Origin of the sequence: Amycolatopsis albidoflavus, assembly GCF_039525725.1 — a bacterium.
Taxonomy (GTDB): domain Bacteria; phylum Actinomycetota; class Actinomycetes; order Mycobacteriales; family Pseudonocardiaceae; genus Amycolatopsis; species Amycolatopsis albidoflava.
On sequence record NZ_BAAAHV010000026.1, the window covers coordinates 41,554 to 64,629 of the forward strand.

21 protein-coding genes are annotated in these 23,076 nt (G+C 70.3%); 9 read left to right on the top strand and 12 right to left on the bottom strand.

Annotated features, from left to right (window positions below; all coding sequences use genetic code 11):
* The first annotated feature begins 240 nt into the window (after positions 1-240).
* On the top strand, positions 241-1,485 hold the full coding sequence (locus ABD156_RS40340) for a cytochrome P450 (protein WP_344286312.1): 1,245 nt from the start codon (positions 241-243) through the stop codon (positions 1,483-1,485).
* A 54-nt stretch (positions 1,486-1,539) separates the two neighbouring features.
* On the opposite strand, the gene ABD156_RS40345 is transcribed toward ABD156_RS40340, so the two are convergent.
* From ABD156_RS40345 to ABD156_RS40355, 3 genes are read right to left on the bottom strand one after another with little or no spacing between them, the layout of a single operon-like run.
* Complete coding sequence (locus ABD156_RS40345) at positions 1,540-2,214, bottom strand: SDR family NAD(P)-dependent oxidoreductase (protein WP_344286313.1); 675 nt, start codon at positions 2,212-2,214, stop codon at positions 1,540-1,542.
* Positions 2,211-3,038, bottom strand: a complete 828-nt coding sequence (locus tag ABD156_RS40350; RefSeq protein ID WP_344286314.1) for an ABC transporter permease — start codon at positions 3,036-3,038, stop codon at positions 2,211-2,213. Before ABD156_RS40350 ends, ABD156_RS40345 begins: the two co-directional genes overlap by 4 nt.
* Positions 3,035-3,877 carry an SDR family NAD(P)-dependent oxidoreductase gene (locus ABD156_RS40355; RefSeq protein WP_344286315.1) on the bottom strand — a complete coding sequence of 281 codons (843 nt, stop codon included), beginning with the start codon at positions 3,875-3,877 and terminating at the stop codon, positions 3,035-3,037. The genes ABD156_RS40350 and ABD156_RS40355 overlap by 4 nt, the downstream gene beginning before the upstream one ends.
* Before the next feature lie 166 nt (positions 3,878-4,043).
* Here ABD156_RS40355 and ABD156_RS40360 point away from each other — a divergent pair, with 166 nt between their 5' ends.
* The 7 genes from ABD156_RS40360 to ABD156_RS40390 all read left to right on the top strand — a co-directional run bounded on the left by ABD156_RS40360 (position 4,044) and on the right by ABD156_RS40390 (position 11,268).
* A complete protein-coding gene (locus ABD156_RS40360) occupies positions 4,044-4,919 on the top strand; it encodes an ABC transporter ATP-binding protein (RefSeq protein ID WP_344286316.1) in 876 nt (291 codons plus the stop codon).
* Positions 4,916-5,686, top strand: a complete 771-nt coding sequence (locus ABD156_RS40365; protein WP_344286317.1) for an alpha/beta fold hydrolase — start codon at positions 4,916-4,918, stop codon at positions 5,684-5,686. Before ABD156_RS40360 ends, ABD156_RS40365 begins: the two co-directional genes overlap by 4 nt.
* Positions 5,679-7,577, top strand: coding sequence for a flavin-containing monooxygenase (locus tag ABD156_RS40370; RefSeq protein ID WP_344286318.1), 1,899 nt, complete (start codon positions 5,679-5,681; stop codon positions 7,575-7,577). Before ABD156_RS40365 ends, ABD156_RS40370 begins: the two co-directional genes overlap by 8 nt.
* A 35-nt stretch (positions 7,578-7,612) precedes the next feature.
* Positions 7,613-8,440, top strand: coding sequence for an alpha/beta fold hydrolase (locus ABD156_RS40375; protein WP_344286319.1), 828 nt, complete (start codon positions 7,613-7,615; stop codon positions 8,438-8,440).
* 4 nt (positions 8,441-8,444) lie between these two features.
* Positions 8,445-9,257, top strand: a complete 813-nt coding sequence (locus tag ABD156_RS40380) for an SDR family NAD(P)-dependent oxidoreductase (RefSeq protein ID WP_344286320.1) — start codon at positions 8,445-8,447, stop codon at positions 9,255-9,257.
* Between the two features lie 82 nt (positions 9,258-9,339).
* Positions 9,340-10,245, top strand: a complete 906-nt coding sequence (locus tag ABD156_RS40385; protein ID WP_344286321.1) for a LysR family transcriptional regulator — start codon at positions 9,340-9,342, stop codon at positions 10,243-10,245.
* Positions 10,246-10,293: 48 nt separating this feature from the next.
* Positions 10,294-11,268 carry an NADPH:quinone oxidoreductase family protein gene (locus ABD156_RS40390; protein ID WP_344286322.1) on the top strand — a complete coding sequence of 325 codons (975 nt, stop codon included), beginning with the start codon at positions 10,294-10,296 and terminating at the stop codon, positions 11,266-11,268.
* A 66-nt stretch (positions 11,269-11,334) separates the two neighbouring features.
* Here ABD156_RS40390 and ABD156_RS40395 read toward each other — a convergent pair whose 3' ends face one another.
* On the bottom strand, positions 11,335-14,337 hold the full coding sequence (locus ABD156_RS40395; RefSeq protein ID WP_344286323.1) for an ATP-binding protein: 3,003 nt from the start codon (positions 14,335-14,337) through the stop codon (positions 11,335-11,337).
* A gap of 61 nt (positions 14,338-14,398) precedes the next feature.
* Here ABD156_RS40395 and ABD156_RS40400 point away from each other — a divergent pair, with 61 nt between their 5' ends.
* Positions 14,399-15,568: an MFS transporter gene (locus ABD156_RS40400; RefSeq protein WP_344286324.1), complete on the top strand. Its 1,170-nt coding sequence runs from the start codon at positions 14,399-14,401 to the stop codon at positions 15,566-15,568.
* 257 nt (positions 15,569-15,825) lie between these two features.
* Here the strand turns inward: ABD156_RS40400 and ABD156_RS40405 are convergent, their stop codons facing one another.
* From ABD156_RS40405 to ABD156_RS40440, 8 genes are read right to left on the bottom strand one after another with little or no spacing between them, the layout of a single operon-like run.
* Positions 15,826-16,323, bottom strand: a complete 498-nt coding sequence (locus tag ABD156_RS40405; protein WP_344286325.1) for a GNAT family N-acetyltransferase — start codon at positions 16,321-16,323, stop codon at positions 15,826-15,828.
* Positions 16,320-17,513 (bottom strand): M20 metallopeptidase family protein, encoded by a 1,194-nt coding sequence (locus tag ABD156_RS40410; RefSeq protein WP_344286326.1) that lies wholly within the window; start codon positions 17,511-17,513, stop codon positions 16,320-16,322. Before ABD156_RS40410 ends, ABD156_RS40405 begins: the two co-directional genes overlap by 4 nt.
* On the bottom strand, positions 17,510-18,577 hold the full coding sequence (locus tag ABD156_RS40415) for an LLM class flavin-dependent oxidoreductase (protein ID WP_344286327.1): 1,068 nt from the start codon (positions 18,575-18,577) through the stop codon (positions 17,510-17,512). Before ABD156_RS40415 ends, ABD156_RS40410 begins: the two co-directional genes overlap by 4 nt.
* Positions 18,578-18,581: 4 nt before the next feature.
* Positions 18,582-19,469 carry an ABC transporter substrate-binding protein gene (locus ABD156_RS40420; RefSeq protein ID WP_344286328.1) on the bottom strand — a complete coding sequence of 296 codons (888 nt, stop codon included), beginning with the start codon at positions 19,467-19,469 and terminating at the stop codon, positions 18,582-18,584.
* Positions 19,466-20,185, bottom strand: coding sequence for an ABC transporter ATP-binding protein (locus ABD156_RS40425; RefSeq protein WP_344286329.1), 720 nt, complete (start codon positions 20,183-20,185; stop codon positions 19,466-19,468). The genes ABD156_RS40420 and ABD156_RS40425 overlap by 4 nt, the downstream gene beginning before the upstream one ends.
* Positions 20,182-21,027, bottom strand: a complete 846-nt coding sequence (locus tag ABD156_RS40430) for an ABC transporter permease (RefSeq protein ID WP_344286330.1) — start codon at positions 21,025-21,027, stop codon at positions 20,182-20,184. The genes ABD156_RS40425 and ABD156_RS40430 overlap by 4 nt, the downstream gene beginning before the upstream one ends.
* Positions 21,024-22,019, bottom strand: coding sequence for an NrtA/SsuA/CpmA family ABC transporter substrate-binding protein (locus ABD156_RS40435; RefSeq protein WP_344286331.1), 996 nt, complete (start codon positions 22,017-22,019; stop codon positions 21,024-21,026). The genes ABD156_RS40430 and ABD156_RS40435 overlap by 4 nt, the downstream gene beginning before the upstream one ends.
* Complete coding sequence (locus ABD156_RS40440; RefSeq protein ID WP_344286332.1) at positions 22,016-23,038, bottom strand: ABC transporter substrate-binding protein; 1,023 nt, start codon at positions 23,036-23,038, stop codon at positions 22,016-22,018. The genes ABD156_RS40435 and ABD156_RS40440 overlap by 4 nt, the downstream gene beginning before the upstream one ends.
* Positions 23,039-23,076 lie beyond the last annotated feature (38 nt).

The following is a 23,076-nucleotide window of genomic DNA, read 5'->3' on the forward strand; positions in this document are numbered from 1 at the left end:
TCGTTCGTGCCCGGCGGCCGGGTCGGAAGCACGGCTCGTGGTGCGGCGAGTGTGGCCGGTCGCGGCGGGTCCCGGGAATGCCGCGAACCGTGGACCGGTGATGGCGGATCGCTATCGCGCCTGCCCGGGTGCGATAGCCGGTCCCGATCGGTGCGCCAGCGCGCGACGCCTTCCGCGGACGGGGCGGCGAGGCGATGATGGCCGGAACGCGCGCCCATCGCTCAGCAGCAAGGAGACCCCGTGGAAGAGCGCACCACCGCCGCATCGCAGGAGGGCTGCCCGCACCTGCGGGAGCTGTCGCTGGACCCGGCCCCGGAGCGGCCGCTGGACGACCCGCCGTACTTCGGCGACCTGCGGTCGGGCTGCCCGATCAGCGAGGTCGGTCTCGGCGGCGGGAAGACGTCGTGGCTCGCGACCAAGTTCGACGACGTGAAGGCGATCCTGTCCGACACCCGGTTCAGCGCGAACCCGCACACGCCGGGCTTCCCGGTGCGCGGCCTGCCCGGCTCGGACCATCCGCTGGTGGCCGACAGCATGATCCGGCAGGACCCGCCGCTGCACACGACGCTGCGCCGGTGCGTGGTCAAGTACTTCACGCCGCGTGCGGTCGAGAGCTACCGCCCGCAGGTCGAGGAGATCGTGGACCGGCACCTCGACGCGCTCGCCGCGGGCTCGGGCGAGGCGGATCTGGTGTCGCAGTTCGCGCTGGCCATTCCGACCACGGTGATCACGCGGATGCTGGGCATCCCGATCGAGGACGCGCCGCGGTTCTTCGACCTGACCGAACGGCAGACGACGCTGTCGCTGTCGCAGGAGGAGATGTACCGGACGGTCGAGGAATTCCGCGCGCTCGGGCTCGAATACGCCGCGCTGAAGGAGGCCAACCCGGCCGACGACCTGCTCAGCCACATCATCCGCGAGCAGTACGAAGCGGGCGGGATCACCCGCGACCAGCTCGCCGCGCTGATCACGATCCTGATCATCGGCGGCCACGACACGACGGCCGGGATGATCGGGTTGTCGATCTACACCCTGCTCCGCCGACCGGACCAGCTCGCGCTGCTGCGGTCCGGGGAACGCACGTGGGACGTCGCGATCGAGGAATTGCTGCGCGTGCACTCGGTTGCCCGGATGGGCCCGCGCCGCGCGGCGACCGAGGACATCACGATCGGCGGGCACACCTTCCGCAAGGGCGAGGGAGTGGTCGCGTCGATCTGGTCGGCGAACCACGACGAGAGCAAATACGCGCGCACGACGTGGGAGGATTTCGAGATCCCGGTCGAGCGGCCGCAGCATCTGGCGTTCAGTTTCGGGCCGCACCAGTGCGTCGGGCAGAACCTGGCGAGGATGGAACTGCGGGTCGTGCTGCCGCGGATCTTCGCGCGGTTCCCGGAGATGAAGCTGGTGGACCCGGAGGTGACGCATCTGTCCTATCGGGACGATCGGGCGTTTTTCAGCTTGAAGGAATTGAATGTGACGTTGTGAGCGCGGAAAGCCCGCTCCCTCGGTTTCGGCCGGGGAGCGGGCTTTCTTGTGGGGTCAGTGTTTGTACGCGCCGCCGTCGACGACGAGGGTTTGGCCGGTTACGAAGGCCGCTCCGTCCGACAACAGGAATCGCACTGGTTCGACGTAATCGTCCACAGTGGACGGCCGCTGGATCGCCCTGGCGGCGATGGTGGCCGGTTCCGCGGGCAGCAGGTCTTCGGACAACGCGGTGGCGACCAGCCCGGGGGCGACGACGTTCACGGTGATGCCGCGCGCGCCGAGTTCGGCGGCCATTGACTTGGCGAAACCGATCACTCCGGCTTTGGCGGCCGCGTAGGCCGCCAATCCGGCCGGGCCCTTGAACGCGGTGCCGGAGGAGAAGAGCACGATCCGCCCGCCGTCGGTGATCGACGGAGCGCAGGCTTGCACGACGGCGAGCGTGCCGTGCAGGTTCACCTCGAGGACCCGGGTCCAGTCGCGGGCGGGCATGTCCAGGAACGGTCCGGTGCGGCAGATTCCGGCACAATGGACTAATCCGGACAGTGGCGCGGGGAGGTCGGTCAGGCTGTCGGGGTCGGTGATGTCGGCGGCGAGGTAACGCACGCCGGGCACCGGTGCGGCGGGTGCGGCCTGGTCGAGGACGACGACCGGCCGGTCCGCCGCGAGCGACGAGACCAGCCGGGCGCCGATGCCGGCCGAACCCCCGGTGACCAGCAGCGGCGCACTCACCGCGACCGGCTCGCGACCAGGTGCTCCAGCCCCTTGATCGCGTAGTCGAGCACCATCGACATGACCCCCATGAACAGCAGCACCGCGAACGATTCGGCGACCTTGAAGTTGCCGGTGAGCACCACGAGCCGCTGGCCGAGGCCGTAATACGCGCCGACCATCTCCGACAGCACCGCGCCGAGCACCGCGTACACCGCGCCCAGGCGCAGCGCTCCCACGATGCTCGGCAGCGCGGACGGCAGTTCGATCTTCAGGAACCGCTGGACCGGCGACATCGACAGCGATCGGGTCAGCTGCAGCACGTCGTGGTCGATTCCGCGCAGGGCGGCGAGCGTCGAGGTGAGCAGGACGAAGTACACGACGCTGCCCGCGACGAGCGCTTTCGGCGCGAAGCCGAGGCCGAACCACAGGATGAAGATCGGCGCGAGCGCGGGCCGGGGCAGGCTGTTGGCGAGCGTCAGGAACGGCGTCGCCGCGCGTTCGAGGACCTCTGAGCGCGAGAACACCACCCCGGTCACGATGCCGAGCAGCCCGCCCGCCGCCAGGCCGACGAGCGCGCCGCTGAAGGTCGCGGACACGTCCGTCCAGAACGCGCCTTCGCCGAGCTGGGTCACGAGTCCTTTCGCGACCTCGTCGGGCGAGGACACGAACAGCGGGTTGACCAGGCCCTGGCGCGCGGCGAAGTACCAGCCGCCGACGATCACGACCGCGACGGCGATCCGGATCGTCCACACCCGCAGCCGGACCCGCGAGCGGCGCTTCCGTCGTTCGGCGAAGACGGCGTGTTCCATCGCCGAGTAGTCCGCGACGATCGATGGGCTCATTGTTCCTCCCGGAAGTCGAGCGGGGCGCGTACGAGGTCGATGTCGGCGGGGGTGGCGGTGTGCGGGCCGCCGTTCACGGTCACGGTCTGGCCGGTCAGGTACGCCGCGCCCGCCGAGCACAGGAACAGGCACACCGACGCGATGTCCTCGGGGCAGCCGAGCCGGTTCATCGCGACGAATCGGGCAACCCGGGCTTCGACGTCCCCGTCGGCGAACCGGGACGCGGCGGTGACCACCGCGCCGGGTTCGAGGCAGTTGACGCGGACGTTCGCGTCGGCCCATTCCCACGCCATCGTGCGGGTGAGCGACGCGAGACCGGCTTTCGCCGCCGCGTACGGGCCGCGCAGCGGATGCGCGTGCCCGGCCGACGCCGAACCGACGTTGACCACCGCGCCGCCGCCCTGGCGCCGGAACGCGGGGAGACAAGCCTTCGCGAGGTGGAACGCTCCGCTGAGATTTGCTTCCAGCATCGCGTTCCAGGCGTTGACCGACAGTTCTTCGAGCCGGGTGCCGAAGTTGCCGCCCGCGTTGTTGACCAGAATGTCCACCCGGCCGAAGCGCTCCTCGGCCGCGGCGGCGATTTCGGCGGCAGTCCGCGGGTCGCGGATGTTGCCGGTGACGGCGACCGCGTCGCGGCCCTGCTCGCGGATTCGCGCCACGACGTCGTCGAGCACGTCGGCGCGCCGCCCGTGCACCACCAGGTTCGCGCCCGCTTGGGCGAACCGGTCGGCGATGGCGCCGCCGATTCCGCCGGTTGCTCCGGTGACGACCGCGACCCGGCCGTGAAAGTCGAATTGCACGCCGCCGAACGGCGAAACCTCTTGCTGGGCCGGTGTCATCGCGCTCCTCCGAAGGTCCGGTTCGGACTCAGGCTCGCCACGGGGCGCCGCTGTGGCAACGGTTCGCGGGCTATCGGCGCGATAGCCCGCGGCAGCGCGCGTTTGTATTGACACCCGCAGCCGGGGTCGCGGAGCATCACGGTTCTCTCGACCAAGCGGAGTTGCAATGAGGCAGACCAGCATGGTGCGTCCGGGGCCGGAATCCGCGCAGCGCAAGGACGAGCGCCCCGGCCAGGCAGGCGCGCCGATCAGTTTCGGCCACGTCAGCCACAACTTCATCCATGGCGACCGCGCGGTGCTCGTCCTGGAGGATTTCGACCTGGACATCGCGGCGTCGGAGTTCGTGAGCATCGTCGGCCCGTCCGGCTGCGGCAAGACCACGGCGCTGTCCATGGCGGGCGGGCTGGAACGGCCGCGCGCCGGGAGCGTCCTGCTCGACGGCGAACCGGTCGACGGCACGTCGGACGACGTCGCGTTCATGTTCGCCCGTGACGCGCTGCTGCCGTGGCGGCGGGTGCGGCGCAACGTCGAACTGGGCATGGAAGTCCGGCACGTCCCGGCCGCGGAACGCAGGCGGCGGGCGGACGAATGGCTGCGCCGCGTGCGGCTCGAGGAATTCGCCGATTCGGACGTGCTGCACCTGTCGCAGGGCATGCGGCAGCGCGTCGCGATCGCGCGCACCCTCGTGCAGAGCCCGCGCGTGGTGCTGATGGACGAACCCTTCGCCGCGCTCGACGCGCAGACCCGGGCGAACCAGCAGCAGGAGTTCGTCCGGCTTTGGGAAGCCGAACGGCCGACCGTCGTGTTCGTGACGCACGACCTGGAGGAGGCGATCCTGCTGAGCGACCGCGTCGTGCTGATGGCCGCCCGGCCCGGCCGGATCGTCGCCGACCTGCGGATCGACTTGCCGCGCCCGCGCACCCAGGAGATGCGCACGTCCTCGCCGGAGTTCGCGAAATACCTGGAAACCCTGTCCGGCCGGCTGCGCGAGGAAGTCGTGGCCGCCGAGGAACGCCGGCAGGCGGAGGAGGAACGGGCATGACCGACGCGGGTCTGTCCTATCGGGTCACCGGCCACGGCTCGCGGCCGGTGGTGCTGGTGCATTCGCTCGCGCTCGACGGTTCGTGGTTCGAGCCGCTCGCCGCCGAACTCGGCGAGAGTTTTCGTTGCGTGCTCCCGGATCTTCGCGGGCACGGGGACAGCGACGGGGGCGCGATTTCCTTGGCCGCGCTGGCCGACGACCTCGCGTTCCTCGCCCGGCAGCTGCGGATCGACCGGTTCGCCGCCGTCGGGATTTCTCTCGGCGGGATGGTCGTGCAGGCTTTGGCGCACCGGCATCCGGACCTTCTCGACGCCGCCGTCCTCATCGCGACCACCGGCGGTTACGACGACGCGGCCCGAACTGGTGCGCACAGCCGGGCGGAGGCGGCCCGCGCGCCGGGCGGGCTGGCCGCGCTCGCCGACGCGACGATGACCCGCTGGTTCGGCGACCGCCCGGACCCGCTGCGCGACCGGGCCCGCGAGCAGTTCCTGAGCGGCGATCCGGCGATTCATGCCGCCTACCTCGAAGCGATGACCGCGGTCGGCGACTTTTCCGTGCCGCCGTCGGTGCCGACGCTGGTCATCGGCGGCGAGGACGACGTCAGCACGCCGCGTCCGGTGCTGGAGAACCTGCACGCGTCGATCCCGCACTCTCAGCTGCGTTTCGCGCCGGGCGGGCATCTCGCCGCGTTCACCCATCCCGGGCCGGTGGCCGCCCTGCTGACCGAATTCCTCGCCGAGACCCCGAAGGGTGCCCGAGTTGTCTGAAGTTCAGCTGTCCCCGGAGGAGGTGCGCGACCGGCTGCGGGCCGCGGAGACTCCCGCGTTGCTGATGCTCGTCGCGCATCTGACCGACGATCCGGCCGTGCTGCGCCCGCAGTGGCGGCCGAACCCGGACCTGCTGCCCGCCACCGGCCTCGACGCCTCGACGGACGCCGAAGCTCGGGAGTTCTGCTTCGCGACGCTGGAACCGTATCTGGCCGGCGTCGCCGGCTGGCCGGGTTCGCCGTCCGAGACGGTTCTTGAAGCGATCGCGGCTTGGGCACTCGACCGTTCCGCCGGGGAGGACGCCGATTTGCTGCGCGTCGCATTTGTCCCGCCGGGCACCGATCCGCGCGCTCCGAAGTGGACGAAGGACGACCTCGACCCGGCACGGCCGATGCGGGTGGCGATCGTCGGGGCCGGGCTGTCCGGGCTGATGGCCGGGCTGCGGATGAAGCAGGCCGGGGTGGACTTCACGATCTTCGAGAAGAACGCCGACGTCGGCGGGACCTGGTACGAGAACAGTTACCCGGACTGCCGGATCGATGTGCACAGCCACATTTACACGTATTCGTTCTTCCCGCACGACTGGCCGTCGTACTTCTGCCGCCAGGACGTCATCCATTCCTATCTGCGCGGGTTCGCCGAGGAAAACGGGCTGCTGGACCACATTCGCTTCGGCGCCGAGGTCGTTTCGGCGGCCTGGGACGACGAACGGCAGCATTGGGCGGTCGCTTCGACCGGGCCGGAGGAACCCGAGAGGACCGAGGAGTTCTCCGTCCTCGTTTCCGCGGTCGGTCAGCTGAACCGGCCGATGATCCCGCGCATCGACGGCCTCGACACCTTCGACGGGCCGGTCTTTCACACCGCGCAATGGGATCACAGCGTCGACCTCGCCGGGAAACGCGTGGCGATCATCGGGACCGGTGCGACCGGCGTCCAGGTGGCCCCGGCGATCGCCCGGGAAGCGGAGTCGCTGACGGTTTTCCAGCGCAGCGCGCCGTATCTGCAGCCGACCCCGGAACTGCGTCAGGAGATCTCGACGGCGGAACGAGCGCTGCTGCGCGAAATTCCGTTGTACCGCGCCTATTACCGGTTCTCGATCTTTCTCCCGCGCGCGATCGGACGGCTCGCCGCGGCGACGGTCGACCCGGCTTATCCGCCCACCGAGCAGGCGGTATCGGCGGCCAATGAACAATTGCGGCAGCTGCTCACCGATTATCTGCTGAACCAGGTGCGGGACCGGCCGGACCTCGCCGCGAAAATCATTCCGGACTACCCGCCGGGCGCGAAGCGGATCATCCGCGACGACGGGACCTGGATCTCCACGCTCAAGCAGGAGCACGTCGAGCTCGTCACCGAACGCATCGCCCGCGTGGACGGCAGCGGGATCCACACTGAGGACGGCCATTACGTTCCGGTGGACGTCATCGTCTTCGGCACCGGCTTCAACGCGTCGGATTTCCTGATGCCGATGAAGGTCACCGGCGCCGGCGGGACGGATCTGCACGAGTCGTGGGGCGTCGATGCCTGCGCGTATCTCGGGCTGACTGTCCCGGACTTCCCGAATCTGTTCTGCATGTACGGTCCCAACACGAACCTGTTGCTGCACGGCAATCTCGTACTGTTCATCGAATGCCAGTCGGTGTATTTGCTGAGCGCAGTGGAGCAGTTGCTGTCCACCGGAAAGTCCTCGCTTTCGCTGCGCCGCGACGTTTTCGCCAAGTACCGCGACGAGGTCGGCGAGGCGAGCGCGTTGCGCGTGTGGGGCTGGTCCAAGACCCACAGCTGGTACCAGAACGCGGAAGGCCGCTCGACCATCATGTGGCCGCTGTCCGCGCACCGGTACATCAGCGCCACCCAGGCCGTCGATCCCGAGCAGTACGAGTTCCGGTGACCGACCCCGTCCGTCCTAAGGAGACAGTTCCCGCTGTGAGCACCGAACACACGACGGTCGTCAACGACCTCGAGACCCGCTATCTCGCCGGGGGAGAAGACCACGAGTCCACTGTGGTCTTCCTCCACGACGGCGCCTGGGGCGCGTCCGCGGACGTCACGTGGGGCGCGGTGGCCGCACTCGCGGCCCGCACGCATCGCGTCGTCGCGCCCGATCTGCTCGGCTTCGGCGGTTCGGCCAAAGCCGTCCGGCTGGACCAGTCGCCGTTCGGGTTCCGGCTGCGCCACGTCTACGCGCTGCTCGACCAGCTCGGCATCGACGGTCCGATTCACCTCGTCGGCAACTCCTTCGGCGGTTCGATCGCGTTGCGCGCCCTGCTGGACCCGGCTCTGCGCGGTCGGATCGCCTCGGTCACCTCGATCAGCGGCACCGGCGGACCGTGGCGCAGCGCGACGAGCGCCGAACTGGCCGGCTACGACGGCACCCGCGAGGACATGACCCGGCTGGTGCGGCTGCTGTGCGACGACTACCCGGGCATCGAGGACCAGATCGACGCCCGCATGCGGTGGGCGGCCATGGCCGGGCACTACGCCGGGATGCTCGCCCCGCACGCCACGCCGCCGGAACCGTTGCGATTCGCCCGGCCCGCCGATCCGTACCCGGCGCCGTTCGCGGACGTCACGACGCCGGTCCTGCTGTTCGACTGCGCGGGCGATCCGCTGGTCGAACGGGGCTGGGTGAAGCACCTGGCCGATCTCACCCCGGCGGTGACCGTGGCGCCGGTGCCGCACCGGCACGCCCCGAACATCAGCCACCCCGAGCAGACTTGGCGGATCATCGCCGATTTCGTGAACGGAGCCTGAAACCGTGTTCGACGATCCTCACGACGCCGTCGCCGCCCCGGACGTCCCGCACGAGCGGCTGTTCCGCCTCGACGGCAAGCGTTTCGCCGTCCTTGGCGGCGCGGCCGGCATCGGCGAGCACGTCGCCCGCACACTCGGCTCGCTCGGCGCGGACCTGCTGCTGGTCGACGTGGACGAGGCCGCGCTGGAGAAACTGGCCGCGGAACTCGGCGCGGACTGGTTCGCCGCCGATGTGTCCACTGAGGACGGTGCGCGAGCGCTGGCCGGATACGCCTCGGGAACACCGTTGCACGGGTTCGTGGACGTCATCGGCCAGATGACGCGAAAACCGCTGCCGGACTTCACTCTCGCCGAGTGGGAAAAGGACTTCCGGGTCAACCTGACGCACGCGTTCCTCGCCGCCCAGCACCTCGTTCCGCTGCTGGCGAGGCCGGATTCCGCGATCGTGTACGTCTCGAGCATCAACGGCAGCCGCGCCGGGAGCTACGCGGCTGGATACGGCCCGGCGAAGGCCGCGCTCGAAGGCTGGGTGCGGCAGCTGGCCGACGAATACGGGCCGGAAGGCATCCGGGTCAACGCGGTCGCGCCCGGATTGTTCCTGTCGCCCCGGTTCCTCGCCGGCGCGCACGCCCGCACGATGATCGAGCAGTTCAGCGGCAAGACGATGCTGCGGCGGCTCGGCCAGCCCTACGAGGTCGCCGCGGCCATCGCGTTCCTGTTGACCCCGGCCGCGGGCTATGTCACGGGTGCGACGCTCGCGATCGACGGCGGGGCGCGCGCGGTCGACGCGACCGGCCTCGACGCCCTCGCGCGCTGAGCGTTCGGGGGTGCTCGACCATACGATGGCCGGGAGACAGGCGGCAGCGGCGCCGCCTGCCCGGCGTGACTAGGGGCCGAGCGTGAGATTCGAGCAGTTGCGCTACCTCGAGGCGGCATTGCGCACCGGATCCTTCCGGCAGGCGGCGCACGAACTGGGCGTGTCCCAGCCGACGATCACCAACCAGGTGCAGCGGCTCGAAGAGGACCTCGGCGTCGTGCTGGTCATGCGCGGCGCGCACGGCGTGCGGCCGACGGACGCGGCGGAGCGGATCCTGCCGCACGTGAAGTCCGCGATCCGGGCCGAGGACCTGCTGCGGCAGGAGGCCAGCGCCATCGACGGCCTCAAGATCGGCACGGTGAGCATGGGCACCGTCGCGATTGGCAGCATGCGCGTGCTGCCGCACCTGGTGCGCGAAATGCACGAAGGGCACCCGAACATCCGCTTCGAGGTGACCGAGGGCGGCACCTACATCGTGCGCGACGGCGTGCTGGACGGGACGTTCGACCTCGGCCTGATCACGCGCGTCCCGCTGCCCGGCGAGCCGCCGGACGACGAGCGGCTGCACTACGTCGACCTGATGACCGGCAGGCTGGTGCTGTGCGTGCCCGACAGCCACCCGCTGGCCCGCGCGGAGACGTTCGACCTCGACGACCTGTCCGGCGAGCCGCTGATCTTCTTCCGCGAGGGCAGCATCCTGCGCCGCGCGTTCGAGGAGCTGACCAGCAGCATCGACGCGCGGATCGTGTACACGACCGACGGCGCCGAGACCGCGCAGCGAATGGTGCGGGCCGGGGTGGGGATCGCCATCGCGAACACCCTCGCGCCCTCGACGACCAGCGGGAACGGGGTCACGCTGATCCCCATCAACAAGCCGTGGGCGCAGACGACGCTGTCCGCGATCGTGCGGACCGGGGAACTGCGCGGCCGGATCGTCGAGACCCTGCTGCGGCAGATCCGGTCTTCCAAGACCGTGACGGGGCGATAGCCGGGGGCTGCTTCACTTGAGCGGCTTCGGACTTTAGAGTCCGGAACCATGGACGCCGTACACATCAAGGATCTCGAAGGCCCGTCGACCGTCTCCGTCGTCGAGGTCGATTCGCCCTCGCGCGCTGCCGACCAGGTGCTGATCGACGTGCACGCGGCCGGCGTGTCGTTCCCGGACGTGCTGCAGACGCGCGGGCTGTACCAGGTGAAACCGGAGCTGCCGTTCATCCCGGGCGCGGAGGTCGCCGGGGTCGTGGCGCAGGCCCCGGACGGTGCGGCGGTCAAGGCCGGCGACCGGGTCGCGGCGCTGCCGTTCCTGGGCGGGTTCGCCGGGCAGGTCGCGTGCGCGGCGGACGCGGTGTTCCCGATTCCGGACGAACTGGGCTTCGAGCAGGCGGCGGCGATCCCGTTCAACTACCTGACCGCGCACTTCGCGTTGTGCCGGCGCGGCCGGATGGCGGCCGGGGAGACCGTGCTGGTGCACGGCGCGGCCGGCGGGGTCGGGACGGCGGTGATCCAGGTCGCGAAGGCGTTCGGCGCGGGCAAGGTAATCGGAGTGGTGTCGACGCCGGAGAAGGGCGAAGCGGCGGTCGCGGCCGGGGCGGACGAGTACGTGCTGGCGGACGGCTTCAAGGACGCGGTGAAGGCGTCGACCGGCGGCCGCGGGGTCGACGTGATCGCGGACGTCGTCGGCGGCGACCGGTTCACCGATTCGCTGCGCTGCCTGGCCGCGGACGGGCGGATGCTGGTCATCGGATTCACCGGCGGGTCGATTCCCGAGGTGAAGGTGAACCGGTTGCTGCTCAACAACCTGGACGTCGTGGGCGTCGGGTGGGGAGCGTATGCGCTCGGGCGTCCCGGGTACCTGCAGGGCCAGTGGACGGAACTCCTGCCGAAACTGGCGGCCGGGGCGATCGTGCCGCCGCTGGGCGGGAGTTACCCGCTGGCGGAGGTGCGGGAGGCGCTGGAGGCCATCGAGAACCGGAAGGCGATGGGGAAGCTCATCCTCACTGTGCGTCCATAGTGGACTGACTGGCGGGAGGTCCCGGGCGCCGGGGCCTCCCGTTTCAGCGGGGCGCCATCATCTCGCTCACGAGACCATCCGCACCGCGTCCTCGACGGACAACCGCGCACCACTCTCGAACGCGCTGGCGAAGCCGGAACCGAGAACCGCTTGTGCCGCTTCGGTAATCCGGTCCACATCACCTCGCTCGGCGGCGGGCAGGGGAGCGTCGACGCTCCGTCGCGCCGCATCGGCAGCCCCGAGCAGCAACGCCGCCGTCTGCGGAGCCACCGTGCCGGCCAAGCCTTCCAGCGACAGCGCAAACGCACGCGGCTCGTCAAGCATCCGCGCATACTCCAGACCCTGTAGGTGATACTTCTTCGCCTGCGCCGAATCTCCCCGCAATTCGGCGACGAAACCGAGTTCCGCGTACAGCAGATGGTCGCCGGCCACCGAGGACAGGCCGCGGTATTCGTCGCGGACGCGGGTCAGGCGGTGTTCGGCGGCGTCGAGGTCGCCGGAGCGGCGGGCGCCCAGGGCGAGGCCCATTTCGGCGTGGATCCGGCCGTAGGTGTAGCCGTGGTCGGACGCGATGCGAAGGGCTTGTTCGTGCAGGTCGCGGGCGCGTGGCCAGTCTCGTTCGAGCAAGGCCAGGCGGCCTAGGCCGGACAGCCTCGCCGAGACTTCCGCTCGCAAGTCCAGTTCGCGCGCGATCGCGAGTCCTTCGTGCTGGCGACGGGCGGCTTCGGCGTAGTCGCCCTTGATTTCGGCGAGCGCGGCCAGCGGCGGGATGGTCTGCATTTCGCCCCACCGGTCGCCGAGGCGGCGGAAGAGTTCGGCGCTGCGCAGGCCGTCCCGGCCGAGCGCGGCGAGATCCCCGCGGACCAGGCTCAGCATGGCGCGCAGGCCGAGCGCCGCGGCGACGCCCCACTCGTCGTCCCCGGCAGCCGCGAGGGCGTGCTCGTTCACCTCGTAGCTGGCGTCGATGTCGCCGACGCTGAACAAACTGTAGGCACGCAGCCACAGTGCACGCGCGTTGTCCGGGGAATCGGGCGGGGCTTGTTCACCGGTCAGCAGGGCGAACGATCCATTGAGGACAGTGAGTTCCGGATCCTTTGCGGCGACACCTACTAAAACGGCCGACAGCATGCGTCGGCCTTCGGTGAGCCTGCCTCGCAAAAGCCACCACCAGGACAACGCTTTCGCGAGCCGCACCGCTTCGGCGGACGCCCGGCAGATCGCCTCGTCCAGTGCCGCGCGCAGGTTGCCCGCTTCGACGTCCAGCCGGGCGAGCCAGGTCCGTTGCTCGGAGCCGTGCAAGCGGGCGTTCTCGGCGATTTCCAGGTAATGGCGCAGGTGCCGGCCGCGCGTGGCGACTGGGTCCGCCAGCCGTTCGACGGCATAGGCGGCAACGGATTCCAGCAGCCGGTACCGGACCCCGGCCGGTCCGTTCGTGACGGCGACCAGCGACCGGTCGACCAGCCGGAGCACGAGATCGACCGCGTCTCCCGCGCAGACGGCTTCGGCGGCAGCGAGATCGAAACTGTCGCGGTGCACGGCCAGTCTGCTGAGGACAGTCCGTTCCGGTTCGCTGAGCAGTTCCCAGCTCCAGTCGAGCACTGCGCGCAAGGTCTGCTGCCGCGCCGGAGCGCCGCGCGACCCTCGGGTCAGGACGGCGAACCGGTCGTTGAGCCGGGCGGCCAGTTCTCGCACGCCCAAGCCGCGCACGCGGGTGGCCGCGAGTTCCAGCGCGAGCGGAAGGCCGTCCAGGCGACGGCAGATTTCGGTGATCGCGTCGAGATCGGCCGCGAAACCCGGGGCGGACGCGGTGGCCCGTTCGGTAAACAGCCGCACGGCATCCTCGGGCGGCAGCGGCTCCACCGCGAACACGGCTTCGCCTGGCAGCCCAAGCGGTTCCTGGCTGGTGGCCAGAATGCGCAGGTAACGGGTACCGCGGAGGAGCGTTTGGACGAGTTCGGCGGCGGCTTCGACGACGTGCTCGCAGTTGTCCAGGACGAGCAGCATCCGCCGGTCGCGCAGGGCTGTCGCGAGTCGTCGCGCCGGGGAGGCGGAGTCGGCCGAGTCGCGGATTCCGAGCTCGGCGGCGACTGCTTCGGCCAGGTCGGCCGCGGAGCCGCGGACGCCCGCCAACTCGACCAGCCACCCGCCGTCTGGTGCCTTTCGCGGAGAACCGGCTCCCGCCGCGGCCAAGGCCAGCCGCGACTTGCCGACCCCGCCCGGCCCGGTCAACGTCACCAGCCGGGCCGGCAACCCGGCCAGCCGCGTGAGCGCCTCCTCCCGGCCGATCAACGGCGTCAGCGGGCGGGGGAGATTGCCACGCGGTTCGGCGGCCAATCCGGGGTCTTGCCGGAGCAGCGATTCGTACAGCGCGCGCAGCTCCGGGCTCGGGTCGACGCCCAATTCCTCGGCGAGCTGGGTGCGGAGATCTGTGTAGGAGGCAAGGGCTTCGCTTTGCCGGCCGCGCAGGTAGAGCGCGCGCATCTGCGCCGCTCGCAAGCCTTCCCGGAGCGGGTTCCGCGCGATGGCATCCGCCAAATCGTCGGCTGCGGCGTAGTCGCCTGCCTCGACCTGCGCGGCAGCCTGCTCTTCCACTGCGGTCAGCCGCAGTTCGGCCAACCGGTGTGCGGCCGGGCGCGCGAACTCCTCGTCGGCGAAGTCGGCGAACGCCTCGCCTCGCCACAGGTCCAGGGCTTCGGCGAACCGTGCTGCCCGGGCTGCTGGATCCGGTGTTGCGCGAGCTTGGGCGACGAGGTCCCGGAACTGCGCGGCGTCCGAGTGCTCGATCCGCAGCCGGTAACCCGCGGGGTGTCGTTCGACGCCGTCTCGGCCGACGATGCGCCGCAGTTGCGACACCTTGGCCTGCAACGCACCCGCGGGTTTGCCTGGCGGGTGATCGCCCCACAGGTCCTGGACGAGCCGGTCCGCGGTGACTGGTCCGCCGTCGTGCGCCAGCAGCGCGGCGAGCAGCGCGCGCACCTTCGCCTCCGGGACGGTGATCAGCGAGCCTGTCCCGTCCCACACCGCGAGCGGGCCGAGCACCCCGAACCGCATCGCCGTCCCCCGTCGCATCGTCAGGTCACCGTCAGTTGATCGTAAGCATTCCCGAAGCCCTGGTCCGCACAGTGGGCGCATGAGCCCCACCTCAGTCGCCAGCCCTGTCCAGCGGCTTCCGCTTTTCGCGCTGTTGTCTCTCGCCACCGCGGTGTTCATCACCAGCCTCACCGAAACCCTGCCCGCCGGGTTGCTGCCCGCGATGAGCGGCTCGCTCGGCGTCAGCGAATCGGCGACCGGCCAGACCGTCACTGTCTACGCGCTGGGCACCGTCCTGACCGCGATCCCGCTGTCCACTGTCACCGCCGGCTGGCGGCGCAAACGGTTGCTCCTGACCGCGATGGCCGGATTCGCCGTGGCCAACACAGTCACCGCGGTGTCGTCGGAGTACAGCCTGACGATGGTCGCGCGGTTTGTCGCAGGCGTCGCGGCTGGTCTCGCGTGGGCGTTGCTGGCGGGATATGCCCGACGCCTGGTCGAGCCCGCTCTGCAAGGTCGCGCCATCGCGATAGCAATGGCTGGCATCCCCGTCGCGCTGTGCCTCGGTGTGCCTGCCGGGACGTTCGTGGGCCAGCTCACCGGCTGGCGTACCGCGTTCCTCGCCATGACCGTGCTCACCGTTCTGCTGCTCGCCTGGATCGGCGCGGCGGTGCCGGACTTCCCCGGCCAGGCTGGGGGAGCGCGCCCGAAGATGCTGCCTGCGCTGCGCATTCCCGGAGTCGGGGCGGTTCTGTTCGTCACGCTGGTGTTCGTGCTGGCGCACACGGTCCTGTACGCCTACCTCGCCACCTTCCTCACCGGCCTCGGCATGGGCGGCGACACCGACCTGGTCCTGCTGACCTTCGGCCTCGCCTCGATCGCGAGCATCTGGATCGTCGGCGCGCAGATCCACCGGCGGCTGCGGTTGCTGATGGTCGTCAGCGCACTGCTGGTCGCGGTCGCCGCCGCGCTGCTCGCGACCGAACCTGCGCTGGTTTATCTCGCCGCCGCGCTGTGGGGGCTCGGCTGGGGCGGGGTGCCGACGTTGCTGCAGACCGCGGCCGGGGAGGCGGGCGGCGACTCCGCGGACCCGGTCCAGGCGATGCTCGTGACGCTGTGGAACGCGGCGATGGCGGCCGGCGGCGTCGTCGGCGGGGTGCTGCTCGACGTCGCTGGCAGCGGTTCGTTCCCGTGGACCGTGCTGGTGTTGATGGCGCCGGTGCTGGCGGTCGTCGTGCTGGCGCGACGGCGCGGTTTTCCGGCTGCTTGACCACGCCGCTCGGGCGGTGAACGCGCCGAAGCTGCCCGCGACGACGCGCGAGCGACCCGACCCGCCGAGAGCGACCCCAACCTGCCGCGAGCGACCCCAACCTGCCGCGAGCGACCCCAACCTGCCGCGAGCGACCCCAACCTGCCGCGAGCGACCCCAACCTGCCGCGAGCGACCCCGACCCGCCGCGAGCGACCCCGACCCGCCGAGATCGGCCTGGCCGACCGGGCTCCGGCGGGAGGAGGTCGCCGTGCGACGCTAAGCGCTCTTCGTCAGGTAAACCGCCCCGCGAATGTGCTTCCCTAGCGTGTCCGCGGGCGGTTCGGCGACCTGATACCCGGCGCGCCGGTACATCGTCAGGTTCCGTTCGCTGCCCGACCCGGTGTAGAGCACCAGGCTGGTCGCCTGCGGCGGGGCCTGCCGCTCGGCGTAGCTCAGCAGCCACCGGCCGACGCCCTGTCCGGCGAGATCGGGCGCGACCATCAGGCGGCCGATCTCCCAGCGGTCCTCCTCGAGATGCGCGCGAACGGCGGCGACGAGCCGTCCGCCGATCCGGACCGTCCACACGCGAGTGGACGCGATCCAGCCGCGCACGGTGTCCAGGTCCTCGTGCAGCGCGGGCACGTCTAAGGTGTCGTTGACGATCGCCTGCGGGACCCAGCAACACCGTTGCAGCACAAGGAGTTCGGCGGCGTCGGCGGGTTGGGCTTCGGACAGCTGGGCATCGGCGAGCGGCAAAGCGGCGAAATCGGTCACGTCTCTTGATCTTGCGCGCCGCCGCGAGCCCTGTCCAGCGAATATCCGAGCCGCCGTTGCGCGAGTTCGGCCAGGAGCGCCGCGCCGTCGGGGAGGACGGCGTCGTCGAACTCGGCGTCCGGCGCGTGATTTCCCGGTGCGGTCGCGGGATCCCGGCCGGGCGGGCACGCTCCGACGCTGGTCATCACGCCGGGAACGGCGGCCAGGATCCGGCCGATGTCATCCGACACCAGAGCGGGTTTAGCGGTGCGGACGAACCGGTCCGGGCCGAAGACGTCGTGCACGGTGTCGCGCACGAAATCCGCCTCACCGACGTGATTCACCGTCGCCGGATAGCCAGGCTGATAGGTGGTTTCGGCGCGGATTCCGTGTGCGTGCGCCACACCTTGCGCAGCGCGTTCCACCGCGGCGGCGAGCCGGTCGAGTGTTGCGTCGGACATCGCCCGGAGCGTCGCGTCCAGCCGGGCCTCAGCAGGGATGATCGTCGCCTGCGTCCCGGCATGGACGCTGCCGACGGTCAGGACCACGGGCTCCTGGACGTCGAACTCCCGGTTGACCACCGCATACAGTGCGGTGATCAGCGCACCGGCCGCCGGCACCGGATCGGCGGCGCGGTGCGGCCAGGCCCCGTGCCCGCCCCGGCCGCGCAAAGTGATCGTGACGCTGCCGGACGCGGCCAGCGCTGGACCGGCGGTGTTGCCGAAGGCGCCGAGCGGCGACGACGCGGCCGAGTGCAGTGCGTAGGCGGCGATCGGGGTGGAGCCGGTCGCGGCGAGGAGGCCTTCTTCGAGCATGTGGCGCGCTCCGTCGTGGCCCTCCTCGCCGGGCTGGAACATGAGCAGGACGTCGCCGGCCAGCCGGTCCCGGCGGGCGGACAGCAGCTGTGCCGCGCCGACCAGCATCGCCGCGTGCTGGTCGTGGCCGCAGGCATGCCGGGGTCCATCGGGGAACGGCAACGCGTCGAGGTCGGCGCGAAGCAGGACGGTGGGGCCGGGGGCCGCGCCGCGCACGACGCCCACGACTGAACTCAGCGCGCGGCCGGTGTGTATTTCGACCGGCAGGCCGTCGAGTGCGGCGAGGACGGTTTCTTGGGTCCGGGGCAGGTGGAGTCCTACCTCGGGCGTCGCATGCAGGCGGGCTCGCAGGCGGGGCAGGTCGAGGTCGCGGGCGGCATCCAGCAGAGCGTTCATCCGCGCAACGCCGGGAGAATCGTTTCCCCCACCCGGTAAGCCTCTTCCAGCAACGGATTGCCGGACAGAATGAACACGTCGACGCCGAGATCCCGGAATTCCGCCAGCCGCTCCAGCACCTGTTCCGTGCTGCCGACCACGGCGGTGCCCGGCCCCGGACGGAACAATCCCATGCCAGGCCACAGGTTCGGGTGCTCTTCGAGCTCTCGTGCGCGGGCCGGGACGACGCCGCCGTGCTGACGGAATTGCCGTCGCCAGCCCTCGCCGTCATTGGCCGCCGCGTCGCCGAGCATGCGTTCGTACGTGCTGTTGCTCGTCACGTCGAGGAGCCGGTCGGCGGCGGCCCACGCTTCTTCCTCGGTGTCCCGGACGATCAGGTGCAACCGCAGGCCGAGCCGGAGTTCGCGGCCGTGCGCGGCGGCTCGTTCGCGGACTCGTTCCAGCTTTTCCTTGAGCAGGTGCGGAGGTTCGCCCCAGGTCAGGTACACGTCGACGTGCTCGGCGGCCATTTCGATACCCGCCGGGGAGGAGCCGCCGAACCACAGCGGGACGTGCGCGCCGCCGTCCGGGACCAGTTCGCTCAGTCCCTGTCCGGCGCCGGTCAGCTCGTAGAACTGTCCTTTGTGGTCGAACGTTTCCCCGGCGGTGAGGCGTTTGACCAGCGACCAGTATTCGGCGCTGAGGGCGTATCGCTCGTCGTGTTCGAGCTGCAGACCGGCTTGGCGCAGCGCGGGCGTGGATCCGTTGACCACGTTGAAACGCAGGCGGTCCCGGCCGAAGAGCTGCTCGAAGGTCAACGCCATTTTCGCCAGCTGGGTCGGGGAAATCAGGCCGGGGTGCACGGCGAGCAACGGCTTGAAAGACGGCCTGGTGACCGCGGCGAGTGCGCTGGCGAGCGGCCACACGTCATAAAGATCGGTGGCGAACAGTGCGCCGTCGAAGCCGATGCGGTCGACCGCGGTACCGAGCTGCTGGAGGTAGGCCAGGTCGACTTGGCGGCGTCCTTCGGGCTCCCAGGGATAGGCGCCTTCGCGGGGGATGAGGTACCAGAGGATTTCGGTCACGTTTTCAGCCCTTCACGCCGAGTGCCGCCGCGACGGCCCGGTCCAGGCCCGCGTGCCGGATCTGGGCGACCTTGATCGGTTTCGCCAGGAATCCGGCGTCCGCCAGGATGTCGGCGGCTTCCTGCTGCTCGGCGAGGAAGACGTCGCTCACCGGCTCGAGTCGCCAGGGCAGCACCGCCAGCGCGGCATGCCAATCCTCGGCGTCGCCGCCTTGCTCGGCGGCGGCGAAGTCCGCTGCTTCGATCAGGTTCGCGGCAGCCCAGTCGTCGGCCTGCTGCAGGGCTTCCACGAGGGCGCCGACGAGTTCGGGCCGGGTGTCGGCGACGTTGCGGCGGGTGAAGAACACCGACCGGTCGGCGATCACGTCCCCGGCTTCGACGAGCGTGCGCACCTTGCCGGCGCGACGGGCGGCGAACAGCTCCGCGCCTTGGGCGACCCATGCTTTGACGCGCCCTTCGCGAAGGTCTTCGGCGGAGGACGGTCCGGCTCGGCGCGCGGTGATGTCACGTCCGTAATCGAGTCCTTGGCTGCTCAGGAGCTTGCTGACGAAGTGGGTCTGCCATGAGCCGATCGCGAGGTCGACGGTCTGGCCCTTCAAGTCCGCCGCCTGAATGTCGTCGCGCACCAGGAGTGCGCCGTGGCCCGGCCGTGGCGCGGAGACGGCGGCGTAGACGAGGTCGTGGCCGTCGGCCTGTGCGGACAGCGGCGGGGTCGAACCGGTGCCGCCGAAGTCGATCCGCCCGTCGGCGAGCGCGGCCGCGGTGTCGAGGCCGCCGATTCGGTGCCATTCCACGTCTTCGCCGAGCGGCCGCAGCAGTTGTTCGAGGAAGCCGAGGCGGGAGAGGTGGTAGAGGGACGGGTTGTGCGGGTGGACTCCGATGTGGACGGTCATGGGGAGGTCTCCTCAAGGGTGTGCACGCCGAGATCGGCGAGCAAGCGGGAACGAAGCGCGGCGAACGCGGGATCGGCCGGATCGCGAGGGCGGTCCAGGCCGACACGTTCGTCAGTGATCAGCCGTCCTTCGCGCAGGACGCCGATGCGGTCGGCGAGCCGGATGGCCTCGTCGACGTCGTGGGTGACCAGCAGGACGGCTGGCCGGTGGACGCGGCACAGGCGTTCGACGAGGTCTTGCATCCGCAGCCGGGTCAAGGCGTCGAGGGCGGCGAACGGCTCGTCGAGCAGCAGCAGTTCGGGTTCGCGGACGAGGGCGCGGGCGAGTGCGACTCGCTGGGCCTCGCCGCCGGACAGGGTGGCGGGCCAGGCGTCGGTGTGGTCGGCGAGGCCGACTTCGGTGAGCGCGTCCAGACCGGTCCGCCGGGTGGCGCTGCCACGCGGCATTCCGACGGTGACGTTCGCCAGCACGCGTTTCGACGGCACCAACCGGGGCTCTTGAAATACCACCGTGCGGACCTGGGGTACCAGGACTGTTCCGCCGTCGGGGCGGTCTAGACCGGCCAGCAACCGGAGCAGGGTCGTTTTCCCGCTGCCGCTGGCGCCCAGCAGTGCGAAGAACTCGCCGCGGCGGATGTCGAGGTCGAGGCTGTCCAGCACCGCGCGGTCGCCGAACCGCCGCTCGAGCCCGCGCAGGTGCACGGCCGCCGCGTTCACCGGGCACCCCGTCCGACGGTCCGCCACGGCATGACCAGCCGTTCCAGCAACCGGACCGCGCCGTCGGCGAGCAGGCCGATCACAGCGTAGATCAGGATGCACACGGTGAGCACGTCGGTGCGCGAATACTCCTGCGCGGTCGACATCAGGTACCCGATGCCCGCCGTCGAGTTGATCTCCTCGGCGGCGATGAGCGCGATCACGCTGAGCGTCATCGACAACCGCAGCCCGGACAGCAGCGACGGCAACGCGCCCGGCAGCACGACTTCCCGCACGAGAGCCAGCCGGCCCATTCCGAACGTCCGCATCGCTTCGAGAAGGCCGCGGTCGGCGTTGCGGACTCCGCCGGAAGTGGAGACATACATGGGGAAACTCGTCGCCACCGCGATCAGCACGACCCGAGCGGTTTCGCCGATCCCGAACCACACCATGAACAACGGGACCAGCGAAAGGAACGGGACAGTCCGCAGCAACTGCACGGACGAGTCGAGCAATTCCTCGCCCAGCCGGGAAAATCCGGTCAGGACCCCGAGCGAGAGGCCGACCAGCACGCCGATGGCCAGCCCGGCTCCGGCGCGGGCGAGCGAGACTTCCAGCGCGTCGCCGAGTTGTCCGCTGGTCCATAGTTCGCCCACGGCGGCCAATACTTGACCGGGGGAGGCGAGCAGCGTCGGGCTGAGCACGCCGGTGGCTGAGCCGGTGATCCAGGCGAGCAGCAGCACCAGCGGGCCGACGACGCGCAGGGCGAGCCGGAGTCCGCGCCGCCGGGTGCGCGGCGCGGGGGCGTCCGGTACGACGAGCCCGGCCGTCGACGTGACGGAGAATTCGGTCGCCGTGCTCACTTCGGGCTCCCGGGCAAGGAGGTCACGTCGATGACGTACGGCTTGACGTCGAAGAAACCGTTGGTGATGTGCTGATCGGCGAAGAATCGGGCGACGTTGTGAAAGCGGTCGAGTTCTGCCGCGCCGATCGGGGCGGTCGGCGAAAGCGCTTTGTTGATCGACTCCGCGACGGTTTTCTGCGCCGGGGAAAGAGCTTCCGGTCCAGAAGTGGTTTTGACGTTCAGGAACGAGCCAGGATCCTGCTGCTGACGCTGTCCGGCGGCGCGCAGATAGTCGTACAGTGCGCGCACGACTTCGGGGTGCTGATCCGCGAATCCGGTGCGCACTGCCCAGACCGCGTAATTCTCCGAACCGACCTGGCCGCCGGTCACGAGGAAGCGGGAACCCCCGTCGGCCAGTCGCGGAACCGAGAACTGGGCCCACGTCGACCACGCGTCGACCTGGCCGGACGCGAACAGCGGCGCGACCTGTCCGGGCTGCAGATACACCCGCTGAACCGAATCGATCGGCACATCGGCCTGCCGCAACGCCTGCAGCAACAGGTATTCGCTCGTCCCGCCGTGCCAGACCGCGACCTTCTTGCCGATGAGGTCTCGCACATTCGTGATCGGCGAGCCGTTCTTGACGAGAATGCCTTCGCCGAGTTTGTCCGGCTGGGTGGCGGAAAACAGTTTGAAGCCGGGATTCTGCGCGAGCGCCGCGGTCGCCGAAGTGATCGAACCGGACGCGAAGTCGAGTGCGTTCGCGTCGAGCTGTTGTGCGGCGGGAGCGAACGCCCCGGCGGTGCCGGTCCATTCGACCGAGGCGTGCACCTTCGCGAGCGCGGCGGCGAGCGAGCCGTCTTTGCGGCCCACCGCGAGCAGTCCGGAGTTGCTGTCGTCGGGGATACGGACCTTCACGGTGCCCGCGTCGGCCGAGCTGGACGAGCAGGCTGCGACTCCAGCGAAGGCGAGGACCGCGGCGGCGGCCAGGGCGAGGGAACGGATTCTCATGGTCGGGCTCCGGGGGAGATCGGGGATACGAGCGGGGTCGCGCGCTGGTCTGCGAGCGCGCGGGCGGCGAGCAGCGGTTCGGGGGCGGCCCAGGCGGACACTTCCACCGGGCTTTCGAGAAACCCTTGCTGCCTCAGGAAAAGCTCTTGCTGTTCGAGCAAGGACAGCCGCTCGTCGGACAGCGAAAGCCCGAGGTTCGCGGCGGTTTCGGGACGGTAGGCGCCGGTGACGCCTTCGACGCCCGCGCCGGTTTCGGCGCGCAGTATCCGAGCGACGTCCTCTGGCCGGTCAGCGGCCCACGCGGCGGATTCCAGCAGCAGCGCCAGGAATCGAGTCACCACGTCCGGGTGCTCGTCGAGCAGCCGCTGGTGGACGGTCACCGGCCGCGGCGTGCCGTTGTTGACCCGCGCGCGGCGATCGGGCGCGGCGTCGAGGTCGATCGCGACCTTGGCCCCGAACCGGCGCGCGGTTTCGACGGCGACCGCGCCCTTGACGTAAACGGCGTCCACGAGGCCGTCCCGCAACGCGGCCAGCTCGCCTTCCCACTGGCCGATCGGGGAACCGGGCACGTCGACCAGGTCGGCGTCGGCGAGGGTGAGCCCGGCGAGCGACAGCGCCCCGGCGTGTCCGTGCAACGCCATCGCCCGCCAGAAGTCGATCGCGATTTCGTGGCGGGGCACGGCGAGCCGGAGTCCGCGCAGCTGCGCGGGTTCGGCGACCGGGCTGTCCGCGCACACCAGGATGTTCTGGCGTTCTTCGATCCACGTCAACGCGATCAGCCGGGTTTCGACGCCGCGCGAGCGGGCCCACAGCGCCGGCACATTGCCGCCCTCGCGGAACAGGCCGGGCAGCTCGTGGGTGAAATGCGCGTCCCGCTGGTCGGCGGGCAGATCTTGCAGCGCGCGCACGCGGATGCCGTCCGGTGCGAATTCGCGGGCCAGTTCGCCGCGGTCGGCGGCGATCCCGGTCGCGGTGGGCACGGGACAGCGGGTGAACCAGATTTCCGGCAGGGCGGGCACAGTTGCTCCAGCGGGTGAGGAGGGGAGACGGCCGGAAC

Coding starts and splice junctions, on each gene's coding strand:
- ABD156_RS40390 (WP_344286322.1), top strand. CDS start 10,294: ATGGACGCCGTACACATCAAGGATCTCGAAGGCCCGTCGACCGTCTCC.
- ABD156_RS40420 (WP_344286328.1), bottom strand. CDS start 19,469: ATGACCGTCCACATCGGAGTCCACCCGCACAACCCGTCCCTCTACCAC.
- ABD156_RS40350 (WP_344286314.1), bottom strand. CDS start 3,038: ATGAGCCCATCGATCGTCGCGGACTACTCGGCGATGGAACACGCCGTC.
- ABD156_RS40435 (WP_344286331.1), bottom strand. CDS start 22,019: ATGAGAATCCGTTCCCTCGCCCTGGCCGCCGCCGCGGTCCTCGCCTTC.
- ABD156_RS40410 (WP_344286326.1), bottom strand. CDS start 17,513: ATGAACGCTCTGCTGGATGCCGCCCGCGACCTCGACCTGCCCCGCCTG.
- ABD156_RS40395 (WP_344286323.1), bottom strand. CDS start 14,337: ATGCGACGGGGGACGGCGATGCGGTTCGGGGTGCTCGGCCCGCTCGCG.
- ABD156_RS40400 (WP_344286324.1), top strand. CDS start 14,399: ATGAGCCCCACCTCAGTCGCCAGCCCTGTCCAGCGGCTTCCGCTTTTC.
- ABD156_RS40355 (WP_344286315.1), bottom strand. CDS start 3,877: ATGACACCGGCCCAGCAAGAGGTTTCGCCGTTCGGCGGCGTGCAATTC.
- ABD156_RS40365 (WP_344286317.1), top strand. CDS start 4,916: ATGACCGACGCGGGTCTGTCCTATCGGGTCACCGGCCACGGCTCGCGG.
- ABD156_RS40360 (WP_344286316.1), top strand. CDS start 4,044: ATGAGGCAGACCAGCATGGTGCGTCCGGGGCCGGAATCCGCGCAGCGC.